At 44.8% G+C, this 21,573-nt stretch carries 20 protein-coding genes; 13 read left to right on the top strand and 7 right to left on the bottom strand.

What is annotated here, in order from left to right; genetic code table 11:
• Positions 1-12 precede the first annotated feature (12 nt).
• From JAO78_RS13650 to JAO78_RS13635, 4 genes are all read left to right on the top strand, one after another.
• Positions 13-618, top strand: a complete 606-nt coding sequence (locus JAO78_RS13650; RefSeq protein ID WP_226751921.1) for a rhodanese-like domain-containing protein — start codon at positions 13-15, stop codon at positions 616-618.
• A gap of 317 nt (positions 619-935) precedes the next feature.
• On the top strand, positions 936-2,228 hold the full coding sequence (locus JAO78_RS13645; protein WP_226751920.1) for an NAD(P)/FAD-dependent oxidoreductase: 1,293 nt from the start codon (positions 936-938) through the stop codon (positions 2,226-2,228).
• 31 nt (positions 2,229-2,259) lie between these two features.
• Positions 2,260-2,826, top strand: a complete 567-nt coding sequence (locus JAO78_RS13640; protein ID WP_226751919.1) for a Tll0287-like domain-containing protein — start codon at positions 2,260-2,262, stop codon at positions 2,824-2,826.
• A gap of 139 nt (positions 2,827-2,965) precedes the next feature.
• On the top strand, positions 2,966-3,154 hold the full coding sequence (locus JAO78_RS13635) for a YgaP family membrane protein (protein WP_226751918.1): 189 nt from the start codon (positions 2,966-2,968) through the stop codon (positions 3,152-3,154).
• 266 nt (positions 3,155-3,420) lie between these two features.
• Here JAO78_RS13635 and JAO78_RS13630 read toward each other — a convergent pair whose 3' ends face one another.
• Together JAO78_RS13630 and JAO78_RS13625 are read right to left on the bottom strand one after the other, a co-directional pair.
• Entirely contained in the window at positions 3,421-4,401 is a 981-nt protein-coding gene (locus JAO78_RS13630) for a sensor domain-containing diguanylate cyclase (RefSeq protein ID WP_226751917.1), read from the bottom strand.
• The gene (locus JAO78_RS13625) at positions 4,391-5,236 is read right to left on the bottom strand and encodes an alpha/beta fold hydrolase (protein ID WP_226751916.1); all 846 of its coding nucleotides are present in this window, start codon (positions 5,234-5,236) and stop codon (positions 4,391-4,393) included. Before JAO78_RS13625 ends, JAO78_RS13630 begins: the two co-directional genes overlap by 11 nt.
• 481 nt (positions 5,237-5,717) lie before the next feature.
• On the opposite strand from JAO78_RS13625, the gene JAO78_RS13620 reads away from it, so the two are divergent.
• From JAO78_RS13620 to JAO78_RS13585, 8 genes are all read left to right on the top strand, one after another.
• Entirely contained in the window at positions 5,718-7,172 is a 1,455-nt protein-coding gene (locus JAO78_RS13620) for a sensor domain-containing diguanylate cyclase (RefSeq protein ID WP_226751915.1), read from the top strand.
• Positions 7,173-7,364: 192 nt separating this feature from the next.
• Positions 7,365-8,180 carry a DUF8812 domain-containing protein gene (locus JAO78_RS13615; protein WP_226751914.1) on the top strand — a complete coding sequence of 272 codons (816 nt, stop codon included), beginning with the start codon at positions 7,365-7,367 and terminating at the stop codon, positions 8,178-8,180.
• Positions 8,181-8,468, top strand: a complete 288-nt coding sequence (locus JAO78_RS13610; RefSeq protein WP_226751913.1) for a hypothetical protein — start codon at positions 8,181-8,183, stop codon at positions 8,466-8,468.
• Positions 8,469-8,490: 22 nt separating this feature from the next.
• On the top strand, positions 8,491-8,838 hold the full coding sequence (locus tag JAO78_RS13605) for a hypothetical protein (protein ID WP_226751912.1): 348 nt from the start codon (positions 8,491-8,493) through the stop codon (positions 8,836-8,838).
• 1 nt (position 8,839) lies between these two features.
• Positions 8,840-10,438, top strand: coding sequence for a peptidoglycan-binding domain-containing protein (locus tag JAO78_RS13600; protein WP_226751911.1), 1,599 nt, complete (start codon positions 8,840-8,842; stop codon positions 10,436-10,438).
• Positions 10,439-10,609: 171 nt separating this feature from the next.
• The gene (locus JAO78_RS13595; RefSeq protein WP_226751910.1) at positions 10,610-11,407 is read left to right on the top strand and encodes a hypothetical protein; all 798 of its coding nucleotides are present in this window, start codon (positions 10,610-10,612) and stop codon (positions 11,405-11,407) included.
• Positions 11,408-11,646: 239 nt separating this feature from the next.
• Positions 11,647-12,303, top strand: coding sequence for a transglutaminase-like cysteine peptidase (locus JAO78_RS13590; protein WP_226751909.1), 657 nt, complete (start codon positions 11,647-11,649; stop codon positions 12,301-12,303).
• Between the two features lie 34 nt (positions 12,304-12,337).
• Entirely contained in the window at positions 12,338-14,236 is a 1,899-nt protein-coding gene (locus JAO78_RS13585; protein WP_226751908.1) for a bifunctional diguanylate cyclase/phosphodiesterase, read from the top strand.
• Positions 14,237-14,242: 6 nt separating this feature from the next.
• Here JAO78_RS13585 and JAO78_RS13580 read toward each other — a convergent pair whose 3' ends face one another.
• The 5 genes from JAO78_RS13580 to JAO78_RS13560 are packed head-to-tail and all read right to left on the bottom strand — an operon-like array spanning position 14,243 to position 20,547.
• Entirely contained in the window at positions 14,243-14,608 is a 366-nt protein-coding gene (locus tag JAO78_RS13580; protein ID WP_226751907.1) for a hypothetical protein, read from the bottom strand.
• Between the two features lie 12 nt (positions 14,609-14,620).
• Complete coding sequence (locus JAO78_RS13575) at positions 14,621-15,208, bottom strand: helix-turn-helix transcriptional regulator (RefSeq protein ID WP_226751906.1); 588 nt, start codon at positions 15,206-15,208, stop codon at positions 14,621-14,623.
• Positions 15,209-15,215: 7 nt separating this feature from the next.
• Positions 15,216-16,532, bottom strand: coding sequence for an HlyD family type I secretion periplasmic adaptor subunit (locus JAO78_RS13570; protein WP_226751905.1), 1,317 nt, complete (start codon positions 16,530-16,532; stop codon positions 15,216-15,218).
• Positions 16,529-18,667, bottom strand: a complete 2,139-nt coding sequence (locus JAO78_RS13565) for a type I secretion system permease/ATPase (protein WP_226751904.1) — start codon at positions 18,665-18,667, stop codon at positions 16,529-16,531. Before JAO78_RS13565 ends, JAO78_RS13570 begins: the two co-directional genes overlap by 4 nt.
• Positions 18,668-18,690: 23 nt before the next feature.
• Positions 18,691-20,547, bottom strand: coding sequence for a TolC family outer membrane protein (locus JAO78_RS13560; protein ID WP_226751903.1), 1,857 nt, complete (start codon positions 20,545-20,547; stop codon positions 18,691-18,693).
• Positions 20,548-20,754: 207 nt separating this feature from the next.
• On the opposite strand from JAO78_RS13560, the gene JAO78_RS13555 reads away from it, so the two are divergent.
• Positions 20,755-21,573, top strand: an 819-nt coding sequence (locus tag JAO78_RS13555; protein WP_226751902.1) for a retention module-containing protein, incomplete at its 3' end; no start/stop codon positions are given.

Genomic DNA, 21,573 nt, shown 5'->3' with positions numbered 1-21,573 from the left:
CAGGAGAACACAATGTCTTTTCACTCTTGGTTAGTGCTACCCATAGCATTAAGCATGTTATTTTTTAATGCACCGTCTCTAGCGCAAGACTCGACAAAGCCTGTAGAACAAGTAGATTTAACCAAAAGCCAATTAGGGCTTTATCTCACCGCGAAAGAGGCCTATCAACTTTTAGAAAATGATCCCAAAGCCATATTGGTGGATGTCAGAGATCCGGTAGAAATTAAATTTACTGGTTTTGCTCAAGCGACCAAAGTGCATGTGCCATTTCAACTAACCGATGTCAGTTTATGGAATGAACAAGCACAATCATGGGCGATGCGCCCTAACCTTCATTTTGATCAAGAACTGTTACAAAAACTGAATCAACTTGGCGTGGCTAAAGATGCCAATATCATCATGATGTGTCGCAGTGGTTCAACGCGAAGCGCTCCTGCCGCAGATAGATTAGCCGTTTATGGTTACAGTAAAGTATGGTCAGTCAGCGATGGCTTTGAAGGCACGACTGAAAAAACAGGCTTATCGAAAGGTGTACGTAAGGTAGATGGCTGGCGTAATTCTGGTTTACCCTGGAGCTATAAGATCCCAGAAGGTGTTGCTTGGAGACCTCAACAATAAAACATCCCGATATATAGCTAAGTTAAGGCTTTAACTATGCAATAGTAACACTCAGCTTTGCCCACACTGACACAGAACTTGCACTTTAACTTGTCAAAATGTATTTCGCTTAAAATGGCATGTCTTGTTTGATGACTTTTAATAACATACGGTCACTTTTTAAAATAATTTAAATTTAATCGGTAAGCTAATTTCAACTTGCACAACGGACATGCAACCACTATATTAGATTATTCTTTATTTGCATAAGATATTCCTAATTGGAATAACGTGCCGACATAATACTCTGGTGCTCATGTCACCAGCTTGGAGATATGATGAACACAGACAACACAACTACAACCAAAAACTATGATGTTGTAGTGATTGGCGGTGGCGCTGCAGGGTTAGCTACCATTGCTAGCTTACTAAAACGACAACCTTCCCTCAAAATCGCGCTAGCTGAACCAAGTGATCAACATTATTATCAACCTGGCTGGACCTTAGTTGGCGGTGGAGTTTTTAAGCAAGCAAGTACCGTGAAAAACATGGCAGATTTGATACCGGCTGCCGTCACTTGGTATAAGAGTGCTGCAGCAAGTTTTCAGCCGGAGCTTAATCAGGTTGTACTACAAGATAATTCGACCTTGTCTTATCGTGCACTGGTTGTTGCCATGGGTTTAAAATTAGATTGGTCTGCCATCCCAGGGCTAGCTGACAACTTAGGTCAACACGGGGTTACATCCAATTATGCACCGGGCTTAGCGCCTTATACTTGGCAGTTAGTTCAGCAACTGCAACAAGGTACAGCCATATTTACTCAACCACCGATGCCGATAAAATGTGCCGGTGCGCCACAAAAAGCCATGTATTTATCCTGCGATCATTGGCTACGCCATCACGTCTTAAAAAATATCAACGTGCATTTTTGTAGCGCTGGCGCAGCGATATTTGGTGTAGCAGACTATGTGCCTGCTTTACAACAATACGTTAAAAAATACGCTATTAATTTAAACCTTCAAACCAATTTAATCGCGCTTGATGCCTCAAGCCAAACCGCATACTTCAGACAAACACAAGCAGATGGCAGTAGTAAAGACATTGAAAAACACTTCGATATGTTGCATGTAACACCGCCGCAAGTAGCACCCGATGTATTACGCCAAAGCCTGTTAGCAGACAATGCAGGCTGGATGAATGTTTTTCCAGATACCTTGCAACATCAGCAATGGCCAAATGTATTTGCTCTGGGTGATTGCGCCAACACCCCTAATGCTAAAACCGCCGCTGCGGTGCGTAAGCAAGCTCCCGTGGTAGCAGAAAACCTCATAAAACTGCTAACCAACAAACCCATGCAAGCTGTTTATGATGGCTATGGTTCATGTCCACTAACGGTAGAACGTGGCAAAATTGTGCTAGCTGAGTTTCTTTATGGTGGCAAAGTAGAACCTACCTTTCCTAAGTGGTTAGTCGATGGCACAAAACCCTCCGCTCTATCATGGTTTTTAAAAGAAAAAATGCTCCCACCACTGTATTGGTATGCCATGTTAAAAGGTCACGAATGGCTGGCAACACCAAGTTATCGTGACGATTTACCGCAAGATCGTCATCAAAAAAATCAACTTAAATAATTTTTACCCACTGCCAATTAATGGAAGAACTATGCGTATTTTTTTATTACTTTTATTGTGTGGTTTAAGTCAGATGGCTAATGCTGTTGCTAACGATCATAACCTTGATAGCCTAAAACTCGACGCTCAAACCCGCATTAAAGGTTTTGCGACGGAACTCAAAAGTGCGCTCGGCTCTGCCATTAAGCAAGGGGGTCTGTCTGCCGGCGTTGCGGTTTGCCAAGAACAAGCACCGATGATCGCCGCAAAATGGTCTACTGACGGCTGGGAAGTAGGCCGCACCAGCTTACGCGTTCGTAACAGCGCAAATATTGCCGATCCGTGGGAGCAGAATATCTTACAAAGCTATATCACTGCCTTAGCTGCAGGCGCTGATGCAACTGAGCTACAACATGCTGAAATTGTTAACAAAGGCGAAGGTTCATCATTTCGTTACATGCAACCGATTATGCTCGAGCCAGTTTGCCAAGCTTGTCACGGTAATATGATTACTGAGGCGGTACTTCAAACAATCCAAGAACACTATCCAGCAGATTTAGCAACTGGCTTTGAGATTGGCGAACTTCGCGGTGCCTTTACACTTAAAAAGCGTCTGTAGCACCTTTATGAAGATTGACGTCACACTTGAGCTTGTTGACGCTTCAAAGCAGATAAAAAATTTTGAAGTGATTCACCGACATGACTTTGAATAAAGACTATTGTTTATATTCAGGATCCTTAATATAACGGAGTAACAAATGAAAGCAAACGTAGGCTCGCTGGATAAAACACTGAGAATTATCGCTGGGATATTGCTGATTGCGCTCGCGGCAACCGGTTATATTGGTGTTTGGGGTTGGATTGGTGTGGTGCCGCTAGCCACCGGTTTATTTAACTTTTGCCCACTTTACAGTTTGATTGGCATTAAAACCTGTAAAATTCCCTAAGCTAAAAACGATAAGGGCACCTGAATATCCTAAGTCATTTAAGCCTTAAATAACCTGATTTATCAGGGCGTTTTAAGGCTTTTAAGTTAGCTCTGCTTGATTAACGCTATCGCTGGCACGACGCCGGCAAGCTAGGATCATGCGTTACTAACAATACCGCACAACCGCGTTGCTCATTCACCTTGCAGAACAGCGCAGTAGGCATATCGAGGATGCCGGTCGGTTCATCAGCTCACAACTAAGCCGATAGCCAGCGCATAATATTGTTACTGATCGTGCTCTGTACTTACGCGATTACGACCATGCGTTTTAGCATGGTACAGTGCACTATCTGCGCGTTGGTAAATACTCTTTTTGGTATCCGCGTCAGCCACTAAGGCAATGCCAAAACTGGCGGTGATGGTAAAGGCAAAACCACTGATTTGTTCAATACTGCTGCGATGTCGTTCTGCAGCAATGCGAGCGGCAGCCAGATCGGTGTCGGGCAATAAAATGGCAAACTCTTCGCCACCAATGCGTACCAAAATATCAATTTCGCGAATATGCTGGCGCAGTTGTTGCGACAAGGCTTGCAACACGGTATCGCCCATCGCATGACCGTGAATATCATTGATGGTTTTAAAAAAATCGATATCAACTAATATTAAAGCAAATTGCTGCTGGTTACGTTGATATTGGGCAAGCAATAGATCCAGTTGCGCCTCATAATACCGTCGATTAAATAACCCAGTTAACGCATCCGTCACCGACAGCGTTTCTAAGCCCGAATTCAGTATAAGTAGCTCTTGATGCTTCGCCAGCAATTCACTTTGCGCTAACTGCAACTGCTGATTAAGATCATCTTTTTCTGCATTCGCTTGTTCAGCTTTGCGTCGTTCGGTGAGTAATTGTTCTTCAATAAGCTGCCGGCGTAACATGCGCAGCACGACAAATACATAATAATCCTGATCCTGCTGTTGCACGCGGTGGGCGTTGACCATTACAGGTAAATCGTGACCATTGGCCTGTTTTAATATGATCAATTTTTCTTCAATCTGCCCGTTGGTTTGTAACGTGGGCAGTATATGCCCGAGATAGACTAACTTAGTAGCCGGGGTAAAGACTCGGGTTACCGTATTATGCAACAACTGTTGCTGCGGATAACCCAGCCAATCACAAAACAGCGCATTAACTTGTTGGATGGTATTTTTTTGGTCCAGCAGCATAATACCGCAAGGCAACGATGCCGGCTCGAGACTAACACTCACTACTGATTTCCTTACGAATGGCAGCAATAACAGCACCAGGGTTAATCAATTGTGGATAATGCCCAGATGCCGCTAACTCCATAATTTTGGAATTCGGAATATGCTGCTGCAGATACTCAATAACCTGCACGGGAACAATAATATCTTCAAGACAATACAGAATCGTCACTGGCACTGATACGGCTGGCAATTGCGGCCGAATATCACAGTAAAAGGTCACGTTGGCAAACTGTAACGAAATTACCGGATCGGAGCGCATAAAGCTGAGTTTCAGCTCATCGACGCTTTTAGCATCATCTGTTTGCCCTATTACCTTTGGCGCCAAATAGTTAGACCATTCGAAATAGTTTAACTCCATCATCGCTAGCATACCGGCGATGTCACTGGCTTCAAAGCCACCAAAATAAGCAGGTGGGTCATTTAAATAGCGTGGCGAAGGACCAATAGCGATGATTTTTTTAAATAATGTAGGCTGCTTTATCGACGCTAATAGCGCAATCGCACCACTGACCGAATGCCCCACAAAAATAATGTTGTTTAACTGTAAGCTTTGGCATAACTGCAGTAAATCATCCGCATAAGCTTGCAAATGGTTATAACGTTTCTTGTTATAAGCCCCAAGATCTGATTTACCACAGCCGATATAATCAAATAGCACCACACGATACTGCGCGTAAAAGGCCGGGGCAACATGCTGCCAAATATCTTGATCACAACCAAAACCATGCCCAAACACCAGCGTTTGCTCACCTTCGCCATGAATGGCAATATTGTGTCTACGTATCACCTCAGTTGCAGTTGTTGCATTAAAATTGGGCTGCTTGGTCTGAGCCATAAAACCTCACTGTTGCACTAGCTTTGGTGCAAATCGCTTTGCATCGTAAACTCTATTTGCTCGTGCACATTAATTGATTGCTTTAGCCTAGCTTAACCGTCATGCGCTGTCAGTAGTATCAAGAAAGTACTTACCACATTTTCAGTCGTATCGCGAATAAACACGGATAGCTCAATCTCTGTTATAACCGCCCTATCTTTACTGCGGCTAAGTTGGGCAGCCATTACCGTTATAAAAACAGTAAAAAATGTTAAACTGGCTTGGCCTTTATCGGCTCTGACCACGCGTTCTATAAAATGTTTGATTAATCTGGAGATTAATTGGCGTGTTATGCTTTTTTGTTCATAGGATAGAACTGATGTCAGCTAAACAATTGTCTGTTTTTACGCCGCTTTTTTGGGCATTGCTCCTGGTATTATTGACTCATTCGAGCAGGGCAGTCGCTGCAGAATCATGCTCATTAGTCTCTCACGACTCGCCTATGGCAGAAGTGTTAACCGCAGCTGAAAAATCGAGCATTAAACTCACCCCAGGCCTTAATCAATTTACTCTGCGATGTGACCTTAATCAGCCGGGTGTGTTTTCATTTCAGCGACATGGTTTAAACCGCTTTAGCTGGCAGCAGGCCGGCATAACGCAATCACCGATCCCATCAGGTGAAGTGACATTTCAAATTGATCAAGGCGAGTTTTCGGCGTTACTTAGCATAGATTCCAAATTTGCGCACAACCCACGCTTTCAATGGCAACCGCTGACAGACTTTATGCTGTCTAGCCAAAAACATAATCTTATTATGGGCTTATTTTACGGTTTAAGTTTTACGTTAATGCTCTATGTGCTGATAATCAGCCGTAAAGTACCCGACAAGGCGTTAAAACTTTACAGCGCCTACATCTTTTGTATCACCAGTTTTATCTTGCTGCAGGAAGGCCAGTTATTTTTGTATATTGCCAGCCATCTATTAAGAGAAATCCATCTCGCCTATTTACTCAGTATTGGTTTAACGGTGGTCAGTGCCACTTGGTTTATGTGCGAAATTTTGAAAGTGAACACTGACTTTCCAAGAACGAGCCTCATTTTTAAAACCATGTCTCTGATCGTCTTGTTCAGTTGCTTGCTTAGAATGGTCATTGAAAACCATCCGTCGGCCACCGCCGCCGCTATGTTGATGAGCTATGGTACCTTGGCATTGGTCGCCGCTATTTTTGCCAGCGCGCTGTGGCAATGGCAACGACGAGTGAGTGAGGCAGGTTTGGTGTTCTGCGCCCTTAGTATTGTGCTCATTAGTATGATCTTTCGGATTGTATTATTAGACAGCAATATCTTTGTGCAGCGCTATGGTTTCATTATTGCCTTTGCGGTTGAAAGCCTGATGTTAGCCATAGCCGTGTCACGACGTATCGGCCGCATTGCTATGGCAAAAGAACGTGCTGAAAACGAAGCGAATATTGATATGTTGTGTAACATATTAAATCGCCGAGGTTTTAGCTTAAAAGCCCAACATTTAATGGATTATCAACGCCAAAATGGCGACTTACTGGGCATTTTTTATATTGATGTTGATAGCTTCAAACAGCTCAATGACACCTATGGCCATCACGTTGGTGACACAGCCTTAAAAGAGATTGCCCGTTATTTGCAAAGCCAAATGCGCATGGAAGACGCCGTAGCACGCATCGGGGGTGATGAATTTGTTGCTCTGGCCTGCTTTAGATCACAGCACGAAATCGTTGCCAAACTCGATGAATTACAAAAACATTTTCAACAATTTACTATTAGCCTGCATCAGCAACACTTTTCGGTATCGGCGAGTATCGGTTACGCCATGTTTAGCACCGTGCCCGAAACGCTAGAGGCTCTCTTAGCTGCTGGAGATGCTGCCATGTATCAAGCCAAATCACAACGCAAAGCGCTGGTTTTAGCCAACACACGCTGAACTGGCGTCATAACCTTGCGCCAGTCTTCATATCGTTACCCTTTCTATGAGCCGCTGACTCTAATTGCAGCAGCGGCTTAAGCCGCAACTTCTTGAGTGCACTTAACCGACTACCGGTTGGTCACTTGCTGACATGCTAATGCGGTCTATACTTACTATGCTCGGTTTTCACAACACAGCAGGATGGACGCCATGCATCGCACCACCTCGGAACGACTGAAAAGGATCCAACAGTACTTAGGTGTAGAACCCGATGGGGTTTTGGGTGGGCAAACCCTTAGCGCCTTAGAAAAACGCTTGCTACCGATTGATGTTCGCCTTGAGCAAGCAACAAGCATTTCGGCCACGCCCCCAGCCATTACACAAGGCCTCACCCTTTCTAAAAAGGGTATCGACTTAATGATTCAGCACGAAATTAGCTCTGAGCAGTACTATCAGGCCAAACTCATTCACCCCAGTTGGCCCGGCGGTGACTCAGGTATCACCATCGGTATTGGCTATGATTTAGGGTATGCCAGCACAGCGCAATTTGAACGCGATTGGTCAGCCCTACTCCCAACATATGATATCGCTAAATTACGCCGTGTTTGCGGCAGCAAAGCCGCCAGCGCAAAGCGTTTGCTAAGCTCAGTTCAAACACTGGTTATTCCACTGTCAGCCGCTAAACATGTATTTGTCCATGCATCACTGCCTCTTTATGCCAGTAAAACTCAACGCACCTTTCCCGGTGTCGAAAAGCTGCATCCCGATGCACAAAGCGCGTTATTGTCTTTGGTTTATAACAGAGGTACCAGCATCAGTGGCGATTCTCGCCGTGAGATGGCGGCAATACAACCTTTGGTTCTACGCCAAGCCTATCAAGACATCGCTCAACAAATCATCAATATGAAACGCTTATGGCAGGGCCGCGGGCTCGATGGTTTATTACATCGGCGTGATGATGAAGCAAGGTTAGTCATGCAAGCTGCGCGCACCTATCAAGCCGATGAATTAGTGCAGGTGGCGTAAATGAGTAACAACATGGCACAACTACAAAAAATTTATGCGGCATCGCAAGCCAAACACCAGCAATTTACTGAGCAAAGCGGTTTTCAGTGGCAGGAATATTCTGGCTGCATGGTGCTAAGTGCCAACACTGAACTGCCGGATGTGCTGCAGTTTCGCTCTCCCTTTAATCCAACAGGCTATACCCCAGTAATCAACAAGGTTGGATTACCCAAAACCACAGCCTTAGCAACCTTGCAACAACGCTACGGAACGACCTTTACTCATGCTATCAGTATCTTGTTTTACTAACTGCTAAAAGAGGCGAACACTTATGTCCACGTTTAAACAAGCCATGTCTAATCTCGCAAACGCCGTACAAGACTTATCCAAATTAGATGTCATTACCTTTGAAGGCTCCGTCACATTAGAGGGCAGCGATCCGGAATTAGTCCGATTCTCCGATGTCATGGCCAAAGCGAAAGGCAATACCACGGTTAAAGTCAAAGTACTCGCCAGCACCCAAACCAGTATTGATGGTGATATTGTCGCTTTTTATGACACAAATATTACCGATGCGCAGCGTTTAGCCCATGCTGATTTAGTGCAAGCCGGCGCCGAATCGCGTAAAGCCACCATCGATTTTGTGAAATCTATCGTTGGCGATATCGCAGATCTCTAATATGGCTGATTCAGCAACAGATTTTTTAGCGCAATTTGGCATGGGGCTCGATGCTGCCGTTAATGAGCGACATCTCCCCAACCCCGTTATGGCGGTAAGCAACCCCAATCAAACCGACTCGGCGGCTTATATTCGCGCCGTTAGAGCACGTTTAATTGAGTTAGGTTATTTAGCCGAGGGCGACAAGCGGGTTAATCGCAGCAATCACACTGTAGATCCGATCTTGGTGAAGAAAATTAGACAGTTACAACAAGAAGCCGGCATCGAAGTGGACGGCTGGGCAGGGCCAGAAACGTGGCAGGTGTTGGAGTGTTTAGTGAGCTTTGAAAATCAGCAACAGCCCTCAAATTGGCAACAGGTGTGGGCCAAGCCATTGGCGCAATTAATTCCTGCCGTCGGCATGCCTAACCTGGCGTTGTTACGGGGTATTTATTGCCGTCTTTACAGTATGGGCTTTTTTAGTGATTGGGCACAGCATCGCATCCACACCAAAACCATCCTATTGCCACAAGACAACCCCGCATTCGCTTTGGCCATCGCGCGGTTTGCGCAATTTGCAGGGCGTTTAGGCTTGCTCAGTACGGCATCGTTAACGCTTACCAAGCCACTAGTGCATGCCCTATACCAGCATGATGCTATCGTCCTTAAGCTTGCCGATGCTGCGTTATTTGCTGAAGTTACTCACGAGTTTCAGCACAACATTGAGGCCATTAGCCGTATCGAACTATGGCTGCTCGGCTATGATATTACCCCTGGCCAAGACCAAACTGAATGGGAAAGACTGCGCGCGAAAAGAAGTGCCAGACCAAGGCGCCAGCTGTCAAAAACCACACTCGCCATTAGTCGTTTTTATCAAGACAATTCGTCAGAAGCGCTTCATGCAAAACAACAAAGCAACACTGTAGATGCGCAACTGATGGCTGCTTTTGCTGTTTTAACTCATGAACCGAGCAAAGACATTTATCTAGGTAAGCAGCTCAATAATACCGTGCAAAGCATTTTGTCGCACAATCAGCACAAAAAAGAATTTCAGAACCAATTTGCTCGGCTGGCCAACGGTATTTTTGATGGCCTCAAGCGAGTGATCCGCTGGTTATTTCGAGCCGTGAAACAACTGCAGCAGTTCACTACAGAATTTATTGCTAATCTCGCGCGCTATATCAGCAGAAAGGCCCGAAAATTTTATATTGGCGTGGTCAAAGCCATCGATATTGTGCACGCAGGCACCAGTTATTTGCGCAACTCAGTGTATCAGTTTAGCCAACCCGCTAATTTGCTGTTTAGCCACGACCATGATTTTGACCAATATTGTTTACTCAGCCCTAGCGCTACCCCTGCACAAATCAAGCACCATCTCGTGCAATATCGTTATCGCGTAAAGCTTTATGCCGCGAGCTTAAATATTATTAGCCACTTAATGCGTATGGCGCATCGGGTGCTCAAAACCGTAACCACACCCTTTGGTTGGTTACTGGCATTACTGGCACTGGCTGATTTCGCTAATTCGGCAAAGGCCATAAAACAACAACTCGATAGCATCGCTGATTATCAACTCAGCATCGATATAAAACAGGCGCTTTTTCAAGCACACATATCCTAAATTCAGCCAAGTCTTAGCCGCAACCGCTCGCTTAGTTCAGCATGTAAACCACCGCATCAGTGTAATGATGCACCCGTTACAGTTTGCTTAATAGGCTCACGGCGGCACTTAGCTGTTGAGATCGTATAAAACAGCGTACTATAACGGCAGTTTTTAACCAGGCGAGCCTTTATGAGCGAATATCCCGACTACCACCTCCTTGTGCCGACTGAAAGAGCGTCTTTTAATACCTGCTTTTATTGTGGTTGTATTGCCAGTGAACATGACTTTGCACCGCCATTAAAATACCGTGATTTCTTTCTCAGCACACAAGAACCTGCTGACTTTGTGAAGATCCCCAGTTGTCGTGAATGCTTTGAGCATTTAAAAAGCTGTAAAGCGGGGGCATTAGAAGAGCGCCGTGTTTACGCCAAGAAAAAACTGGCGAAAAAATATGAAAAAGCCTTAAATATTTTCGAAATGTGGACAGAAGAAGAACTCGCTGCGCTGGATTTTAGCTTAAGCCATAGCATTGCTGCGGGCTTAAAACTAGGTTTAGAAACCACCGAAAGGCTTAATTTTCCAGGTTTTAATTACGAAGCTGCCGGTATTAATCATCAAGTACATTATCACCTTAGCGCCAGCTTTGACGTATTTGGTGAAAGCTATAGCAGCTTTAGAGAAGCCCTAGACTATGCCAGTAAAGCGTATCGCATTCCCAAATTCACCTTAAAAGAATACTACGCAGAGCACGGCAACAGTTTTGAAAAAGCCATCCACGCGGTACATCGAGAAACCGCAGCCAAGGAGTTTCAAAAACAACTTACGACACTGTGCCAGCAATTTGCTAAACAACATAAGCAATCGGTCATTTTTGTACATAAACAAGTTGAGCGCTATTTAACCGAAAATGACACGCTCAGCATTAGCCAAGCGCTCGGCAAACTGTATGACGAGCGTATTCATCCCGCAGCAACACGCAAACGCTAAGTTCACAGCGTGTGATAAGCCTAGCCTAACGTGTCAAACCCGATGAGCGTGATTTAAGGCTGTCACACTCGACACAGCAGCCTAAGACGATAACAGGTATAACAAAACAGTAGAGCGCGCTGCAAAAATCCGTTGAGATACAACTAGTTTTACACTATCTTGGGGCTGGGTTACGAGTACTGAGCGTGTGCTAAATGCCAGCAAAGGCGATAAAAAAATTCGCAATATCTTTTGGAGGCATGCTGTTTATCGCGGCAGCGTTGCATAACCATGCGCTTGAAACCCCCTTTCTTATTGATTTCTCTCAGTTTGATCGTTATCTCGAACAATCTTCTCCAGCGTCAACAACACTGGCTACCTCATCGGCTTGGCAACAAATGTTGCAAGATGCTGCAAACTTACCGGTTGTTCAGCAATTAGAAACCGTGAACACGTTCTTACATAACACGCTAAGTTACGAGTTAGATGCCTCGCTCTATCAAGTCGAAGATTACTGGGCGAGCCCTGCCGAAATATTGGCATCAAGGCGCGGCGACTGTGAAGATTGGGCGATCACCAGTTACATCAGCTTACGCGCTTTAGGGATCCCTGATACACAGCTTCGCTTAGTCTATGTTCGAGCGCGCGTTGGGGCTGAACACAGCGGCCTCAGTTTAGCGCATATGGTACTGGCTTATTATCCAGATGCCGAAGCTGAACCTCTGATTATCGATAGTTTAATTCAAAATATTTTACCCGCATCAGCCAGGCCAGATCTAACGCCAGTATTTAGTTTTAATTCTACCGGGCTTTGGGCGGGTAGCGGCAATCAAAAATCAAAACACAGTGCGTCGGCGCGGTTATCGCGCTGGCGTGATCTGGTAGCACGATTATCACTGCAGGGCATTTTTTTATGATGCTGGGCAATATGTGGGTTAAGGAGTTTAGGCTATGTCTCTGATTAAGCAGTTATGGATTGGAATTATTGTTATTGTGCTCTTAGCCTTTGGCAGTAGCTTTTTTATTAGTGCCTACCAATCAAAAAGTTATCTCGCAGAACAACTACAAGTTAAAAATATCGATAATGCCACCGGAATGGCTTTAAGCCTGTCACAAATGGATAAAGATCTGACCACTATCGAGTTAATGCTCTCGGCGCAATTTGATACCGGTTATTACCGGCGTATTACCTTAAAAGACGTAGCAGGAAATACGCTTACAGAATTTACACTTAGCCCTCAACCGGTTGCCGTTCCCGATTGGTTTGCTAGTTTATTAGCGTTTAATGTTAAACCCGGTATTGCTCAGATCCAAGATGGCTGGCAACGCTATGGTAGTATTGAACTGGAAAGCCAAACCGATTACAGCTTAACCGCGTTATGGCACATTACCCAAGATTTAGCGCTAGGCTTTTTGCTGATTGCTATTTTTTGTGGTGTGGTGGGCAGCTTTTTACTCAAACGTGTTAGCCGGCCGTTAAACCAAGTAGTAAATCATGCAGAAGCGCTAGGTAATCGTCAATTCATTACCAGTGAAGAACCTTCAACCTTTGAGTTAAAACGCTTGGTTGCTGCCATGAATCGGCTAACCAGCCGCGTGCGCAGCATGCTAGAACAAGAACAAAAACAGCTGGATAGACTGCAAAAGCAACATGAATTGGACGATGTTACCGGCGCGTTTAACCGCGATTATTGCGCCAACTGGCTCGACAGTTATTTTGGCAATATTGAACACAGTGAATTAAGTTGCGTGTTGTTATTGCGGGTCAGCGAACTGCACGAGTTAAACCTGCAACTCGGCCATGCCAAAACAGATCTTTGGTTAAAACAGTTAATTGCAGAGGTTCAACAATATTCAGGGATGCGCTTAGTTAGCCGTTTAAATGGTAGCGATTTCTTTTTAGTTGTCGATCAGTTAGCTTCGACTGCTGAGTTGACAGAACAGCTGCTCAATCAACTCAATCAGAACTGTAAGGTTTCGCCCGATACGGTCAATGCACCGGTATTGTTGGTCGGTATGTCATTAGATACCGTCACTAGCCGGCAGCAAACATTAGCACAGCTTGATGCTCTATTAGTTGAGGTTGAAGCCTCGCCACAGTTACAAAGTAAGACACTACTCGATGCCAAGCCATACGCCGATTTAGCGGATGCAACCGACTGGCTAAAAGCGCTGCAGCAGGCGGTAACATCTGACAGTATTAGCTCGACTATTTACCCGGTGCAACTTCGTGATAGCCGTGTTATGCATCAAGAAGCCATGTTAAAAATGAAAATCGATGGTCACTGGTTATCAGCTACCCAGGTGCTAGGTTGGGCGCGGCGTTATCACTACACCAGTCAGTTGGATATCGCTATGTTAAAGCACGCTTTGTTGTTGCTGCAAGAGGACAAAGCGCTGAACTTAGCGCTTAATATCTCTGATCTTACTTTACTAGACGTCGCAACACATTATGAATTATTAACGCTACTACAGGCGGTGGAGCCATCGATCCGTGTGCGTTTAGCCTTGGAGTTTGATGAGCGCTTAGTGGTAAAACAGCCATTGCTGTTTAGCCGTTTCGCTGCCGCTTTAACCTCATTGTCAGTGAATGTTGGCTTGCAAAAATGTGGCTTTGCCATTAATGCCATCCAAGACTTAGAAAAACTAGGCATTGACTACTTAAAAATCGACGCTGCTTTGGTACGACGTTATCAAAACACAGAAAGTGCTCATTTGTTGTCGGGTTTAATCAAACTGGCACATACTTTAAGCTTAACCGTGATTGCCGAGGGTGTAAGCGCCAGCGCAGACATTGAAGGCTTGCTTGAGCTGGGTTTTGATGGTTTGACCGGCCCCGCTATTACTTAAAGCTGCCTAAGGCATAATGCTGTCGTCCTCTTCTTCATTGAAGAGGCTCAGCCTTTGCATGTCGTGGCGTAGGGTTTTACGGTTCAGTAATTTAACCTGCGCGGCCATCGGCAACTTGGTAAAAGTGATGATGCCGTTAGCTGTTAATAATTCAATCAAATCTTCAAGAACGCGAGCCAATTCTGCATCTGAATCTTGTAATTGTTCACTGTGGCTTAGCTCAGAACTTGCTGCTAAGGCATACGCCGGAATATTTTTTTGCATAAACTGCAAAAGGTCAGGATCATTGTTAGCAACAAACTCTGGATAGTCGGCGGATTGCTCCGTGCTTAACGCGACGATCTCTTTATTGCTGGCTCGCTTAACGTACATAAGATGCTTCCTTTAAAGCAGCATGATGAGTTGTAACCTATCTTTTACCCCAAGTTTAGCAAAGGTTGCCGTAAGGTGCTGTTTCACAGTGCGTTCGGTAATAAATAAACGCTCGGCAACCGCTTTGTTACTTAAACCTTGCCGTACCAAGCTCGCCACTTCGAATTCTCTTTTCGACAATTGCCCTTCAAAGGTTTGCCACGTTGTTTTGCTGGGGATCGCTTTAGATAGAAATCGATTGAGTTGATTAAGTAACGCTGCAGGGATCCACAAGGCACCATTATGAATAGCCGCCACGGCTTGGATAAAGTTAACGCTGTTACTGCCGGCATCCAGGTAACCTTTCGCACCCGAGCTCAACGCCACTTGCAGTTCAACTAAAGCGAGTTGCTGGCTGATCACTAACACTAACTTACTTTGCTGCAACTGTGTGACGAGCATCGTCCAATCGCTACGCGCACTGTGGATTAATACCACATCACAGGTATCTAACATCTGCATGTCGGCATCGGGATAAACATGCAGCTGCGGCTTACCAAATGCAGTAGTCCAGCTTGAGGCAGTAAAACCGGGAGCAGTAAAAATTGCTACATTGGCCATTAATTGATTATCTCTCTGTCATCGCGTTACTTTTTGCTCGAAGCAGTGGCTTCAGCAAATACGATAAGACCGTGCGTTTACCGGTAACAATATCGACTTGCACCGTCATACCAGGCAAGATGGTTAACTTATCATCCAGCTTTGGGCTGGCGGTACTTAATCTAACAACATAATAAGTGTTATCTTTTTCATCCGTCACCGTATCAGCACTGATATGACTGACACTGGCTTGCAAACCACCAAAAATAGCAAAATCATAAGCACTGATGCGAATAGTCGCCTGCTGACCAATTTGAATGAAAGCGATATCTTTTGGCGAGATTCTGGCTTCAATTAATAACTGATCGTCCAACGGCACGATATCTAAAATATCTCTGCCTGGGGTTAATACCCCACCTACCGTATTAATATGCAGCCGCTGTATGGTGCCACGCATGGGTGATCTCACTTCAGCCTGCTGCACCATATCCACTAAACCTGTTTGTAGTTCAGCAAGCGCAGCTAATTTGGCACGCGATTCTGATAACTGATTACGCCAACGATTCAGCACCGTTAACTTAATTTCTTTGAGTTTATTGCGTGCCTCTTGCAAGGCAGACTCAGCTCTCGCAGCATTGGCTTCAGCCCGTTTTACTTCGCCGCTAGCTCGTGCCACTTCGCGCTCTAAGCGTAAAATATCAATATCCGATACTGCACCACTCGCCAGTAATGGCTTGGTTACACTTAACTCTTGATTGGTCAATTCTAAGGTTTGGCTATATTGGAAAAGTGCGGCTCTGGCTTCAACTAACTCTTGTAAGCGTTGTTGCTGCTGCTCTGCTTGCACCGCTAATTGCTCGTTTAACTCGGCTAAACTATTACGATACAGTTGAATTTCGTGTTGTAGTCGATCGGGCGCTGCCGTTTTTAACTCTTCCGGAAACTGCGGGGCACTTTCGTTAGTTAGCGCTTGCAGCCTAGCGACCTCTGCCGTCAAGGCATAAAACTGTGCTTTGTTCTCAGCTAAGTTCGCGTTTGAACGGGTGGAGTCAACCTTTAGCAGCACCTGTCCTACATCCACCACTTCGCCTTCACGCACCAAGATATTGGTCACTAAACCACCATCCAGCGATTGAATGGTTTGTAATTGTTGCGAAGTGACCACTTTGCCATCGCCTCGGGCAATTTCATCTAATGGCGCAAAAGCAGCCCAGACAATCAATGCCACTACACTAAATAGCACACCATAAAGCAAAGCACGCGCCGATAATGGCGATTGCGCTATACGCGCCCACTCCGCTTCAGAGACCCAATCTTTTGAATATTTATGCGGTTGATTACTCATGCGTTGTTACCCATGATACGACCTTGCCGCAGTGCTTCCATAACGGTGTCTTTCGGACCATCGGCTATGATTTTGCCGTTATCCATCACGATAATCCGATTGGCTAAAGACAACAATGGGCTGCGATGTGTAATTAACAACAAGGTTTTACTCTCAGCAAACTCACCTAATTGCTTCCGAAAGGTCTCTTCACTGCTGTAATCTAAGGCTGCTGTCGGCTCATCCAACAGTAAGATCGGCGGATCGTTATAAAGCGCTCGGGCAATCGATACGATTTGCTTTTGACCGCCAGATAAGTTTTGCCCCTTTTCACCAACTTGCATTTCAAATCCGGCCGGGTGCTGACTTAATAATTGATTTAACCCAGAGATGTTACAGATATTGAGAAAATGCTCAGCGCTTTTCGGCGGCGCTGCTAATTCGATGTTGTAACGCAAAGTGCCACGAAACAGGCTGATATCTTGTGGCACATATCCGATATTGTTTCGCACCTGATTAATGTCTAACTGACGAATATCGATACCATCAATCAATACCTGCCCTTGCTCAGCATCATGTAAGCCTAAGATCAGTTTTTCTAGGGTCGATTTACCCGAACCGTTTCGGCCTAAGATGGCAACATGCTCACCGGGCTCGATAACAAAACTGACATTTTGTAACGACGGGACATCGCTATCTTGATAGCTGAAACTCACATTTTTAAATTCTATTTTGCCTTGTAGTAAGGGTTTATCAATGGTTTGCCTTGTGGCGTTTTGCTCTGAAGGATAAGCCATGAGTACATCCAGCTGTTCATAAGCGGATGACGCATAATGAAATTGCGCTAATAATCCGGTAGCTTGGCTTACCGGTGCTAAGGCACGCGATGACAGTAGATAGACCGCAATTAAGCTACCTTGTGTAAGGTTGCCATCGATTAACAGGTAGACACCAATAATGATCACCGCCACACCCGCAAGCTGTTGAATAAACGCGGACACATTACTGACAGAGGCTGATACCGAGCGCATTTTGGCACTGTGATGAGCACAGCTTAAAGACAACTGCTCCCAGCTGTGCTGAATATCTGCATTAACATTATTGGATTTAGTCGTTTCTAACGAGCCTAAGGCTTCAATCAAGGTCGCATTGCGTTCAGCCACCGATTTAGCCGATTCATCCGATAAAAACTTCAGTTTGCGCTGAGCAAAATAAGCATAAATCAACGAAATGAAAGCCCCAACTAAGATCGGTGCTAATAAGGGCAAACTGATCATGCCAATCACGACGCAATACAACAGTACAAAAGGAAAATCGGCCAGCGCAACAATGGTTAAAGAGCCGATAAAACTTCGCACAAATTCAAAAGATTGCACAATTGAAGCAAAACTACCGGTTGATTGCGGTCGATACTTCAACTTCATCGACAACACTTTGTCCATAATGGCAGACGAAAGCATCACATCCGTTTTACTTGCCGCTAAATCAACAAAATGGTGTCTCAACAGTTTTAACACTAAATCAGCTACCAACACTAAGCTAATGCCAGAGGCCAAAATCCACAGAGTGTGCGTAGCCAAATTGGGCACAACTCGATCATAGACGTTCATCACAAACATCGGCATCGCCAATGCAAACAAGTTGATCATGATCGCGGCTAGCAACACATCGCGATATAACGAGCGGTTTTGCTTAATGACACCCCAAAACCAATGCAGGTGCGCCGGTAATTTAAAGTGGTTAATTTTATCTGCCGCATCGGTTTTCGGCCGCACATAAAACACCGAACCTGCGTACAGGGCATCAAGCTCGGCTAACGGCAATGTAATGACACTGGCTGGCAATTCAGGATAACTGATGCTGACCTGCTGCTGCGCATGATCAATACTGTGAATAATGCAGGCTTTATTGTCGTGCAGTGTCAGAATAGCGGGGAATAACGCCGTGTTTAATTGTTTCAACGGCCGCTGTAGAATTTTTGAAGCCAGTTTGGCGCGATCGGCCGCGCGATGAAATACCGCCGGACTAAGCATGTTGTCTGCTAACGGCAAGCCACTGAGTAAGCTGGCAGGACTCACTGCATAATGATGAAATTCACAGATATACAGTAAGGCTTCAAATAACGGGCCGCCCGTATGCTTGTTATCTGGGATCAATACGTCGATTCCTATGTCAGGGTTTATTCTGCAACGCGTGACACAGCATTGTCATATTTTCCAGTAACAACCGCTTCTATCCGGCGATTGACATTGTGTGCGGCTTCCGTATCAGCTTCATCTAACAAGCGACTCGCACCATAACCTTTAGTCATAATGCGTTCTTCCGCGATGCCATACTGCGAAACTAATATTTGCTTTACTGCATCTGCACGTTGTTGCGATAAAATATCGTTGTACCACGCCGCACCATCTGATGAGGTGTGGCCTTGTATTTCAGCTTTTGTATTCGGGTAACGCTGTAAAAATGCAGCAAAACTAGCTATTTGAGGTAAATATTGCTCTTCAATCACGCTTTGATTATGACCAAAGGTAATTTCCAAAGTAAATTTAGCCTCTTTTTGCGTAAAGACGGAGCAACCTTTGGCATCAACTTTATCGGTTATTGGCGTGTTAGGGCAAAAATCAGCACTGTCTTTCACCGAGTCATTATCGGTATCTTGATCGACTTGCAAACTACCGTAAACATCAACCGCAGGGCAAGCAGTGGCAGGGTCAACAGTTAATCTTTCTGCGCCAAGCTCCGTTAATGAAGGCCAAGTACTCGAGGTTAAACCTAGCGTATTGGTCAAGCTTCCCATCCCGGCTAAAGTTCTGGCCTTAGCGACACTTAAGGTGTAAATCGCGGCTAAATAAGCTCGACTGGCTTGAAAGTATTCATTTTCAGAGTCAAGCACATCTAACAATGAACGTTGGCCAATATCAAATTGTTGTTTATAAGCTGTTCTAACTTTATCGGAAGACAAGCGATGTTGATTTAATAATGGCAACTGCTCTGCTAACTTAGTGCCGTCGTTATAAGCAATTTGAATGGTTTGGCGAATATCAATACAGGCCTTATCGCGTAATTCTTCGGCTAAATTAACTTCTGAATAAGCACGACTTAGCGAAGCTGAATTACGGCCACCGTTATAAAAATTGTATTTTAATTCAATGCCAACGGATGCTTCATTTTGATCGGTTCTGACACCAATGTCTGAATAGTTTTGATATCCGTAACTACCCACTAAATTAACATTAGGCTTAAAATTTGCTTTCTGCGTTTGCACGCCCGCTTCAGCGGCTTTAATGTTGCGTAAAGCGGCATGATAGGCTGGGCTAGCTTGATAGGCCTGCTGTAGCGCTTGATTAACCGTGCTGGGCAACTGATCTGACGTTGTCACAGGTCTCATATCGGCTGCAGGTAAGGTACCGACAATTCTCAAATAGCGCGTTGTAACATCATGCAAGTTCGACGTTTCAGTAATCAGGTTGCTTTGCGCTAAGGACACACGACCGCTAATTTGCTCTAAATCGACAAATTTTGCGACCCCGGCTTTGGCGCTACTTTCGATTTGCCGATACACTTCAAAATGTTTGTCTAAATTTTCTTGCGCCAACGCAACCAACTGGCGTTGAGCCAACACATCTTGATAAGCCCGAAAAGCTTCTAACGCGATATTTTCAGCCGTTTCTAACAAGTTAAAATAGGCAACTAGCTGAAAGTTGGAGAATCGATTCACTTCCGAACGCGTGCGGCTGCCATCATAGAGCATTTGAGTTAAAGTCAAACGCGCATAAGCACCGTCATATTCTCTAAGCAAACCATAATTTTGCTTTTGATATTGTACCCCTAAGGTGCCATCAACAGTTGGTTTATAACCAGCGCGCACAGACTTAACATCATCGCCTGCGGCTAAAAATTCATACCATTTAGCCAGTACTTCGGGGTTTTTTTCTATTGCCTCTTTTGCAGCTTGCTGCACTGTTGAAGCGGCATAACTGGGGGAAGCGAAAATAATTAAGGTTGCAAAGAAAGGATACAGACATTTTTTTATCACTGACACTGCTCTCAATTGGAATACACCTTACGTTTCTATAATTGACACAATCATTAATTCTATTTTAACAAATATACACTATACACATGGCTATAGTTAATAGAAAACAAGTTTTTACGAGATTAACTGTACTCAGGTCCAATGGTGTTATCTACAAACCCACCTTATCATATAAGTTGTGATAGTTATTTAATGGATACACTAATTATGTCAAAAATCGTTGCTCAAGCTGTTGAAGGTATTGTTCAAGTACAATCGACTAACGGTGAAATAAGAGTTCTGAAGCAAGGTGATATGCTACTGCCCGGCGACACTGTGATCACCTCAGAGCAAGGTTCGGTTATCTTGGCATATTTAGACGAAACCGTTAGCGTTTCCGCAAACCAACAACTCGTTATTTCTGAAAGTTGGCTGCAAACAGATATTACGCCTGAAGACTCCGCTGTTGCCTCAAACACTGCCGACGATATCTTAGCCGTACTTGACGAAGAAGGTGACTTACTTGAGCAATTAGATGCCACAGCAGCCGGTGCTGATGGCGGTTCAGCTGAGAATAGTGGTAACGGTTTTGTCCGACTTACCCGAATAGCTGAGTCAACCGAGCCAACACTATTTGAACTCGCTGCATTTTCTGAAGACGATCCTATTGCACCCTTATTAGCCGAATCAACCGCGGATGTTATTGAACCTGTTGAGATTACTATTAATAACATTACCGCCGATGATATTGTCAATGCGACTGAGGCAGCAGGTTTTATTACGGTTACCGGCACCGCCAGCGGGGGTGATATTGTGGCAGGTAATACTGTTACCCTGGTAATTAATGGCGTTACCTACACGACTGTAGTACTAGCAGATGGTAGTTGGTCTGTTAATGTGGCCGGTAGCGACCTGGCTGCAGACACCACTTTTGACGCTGTTGTGACATCAACTAACGCGCTTGGTAACACGGTACAAAACAGTGCAACCTCTACCCATACGGTTGATCTAACCGCCGATGCCGGTATCGTTACCGTAAATAACATT

The sequence above is a fragment of the Alishewanella maricola genome, assembly GCF_016343785.1.
Classification (GTDB): Bacteria; Pseudomonadota; Gammaproteobacteria; order Enterobacterales; family Alteromonadaceae; genus Alishewanella; species Alishewanella maricola.
The sequence above is the reverse complement of the archived record's forward strand: the minus strand, read 5'-3'. Positions and strand labels throughout refer to the sequence as shown.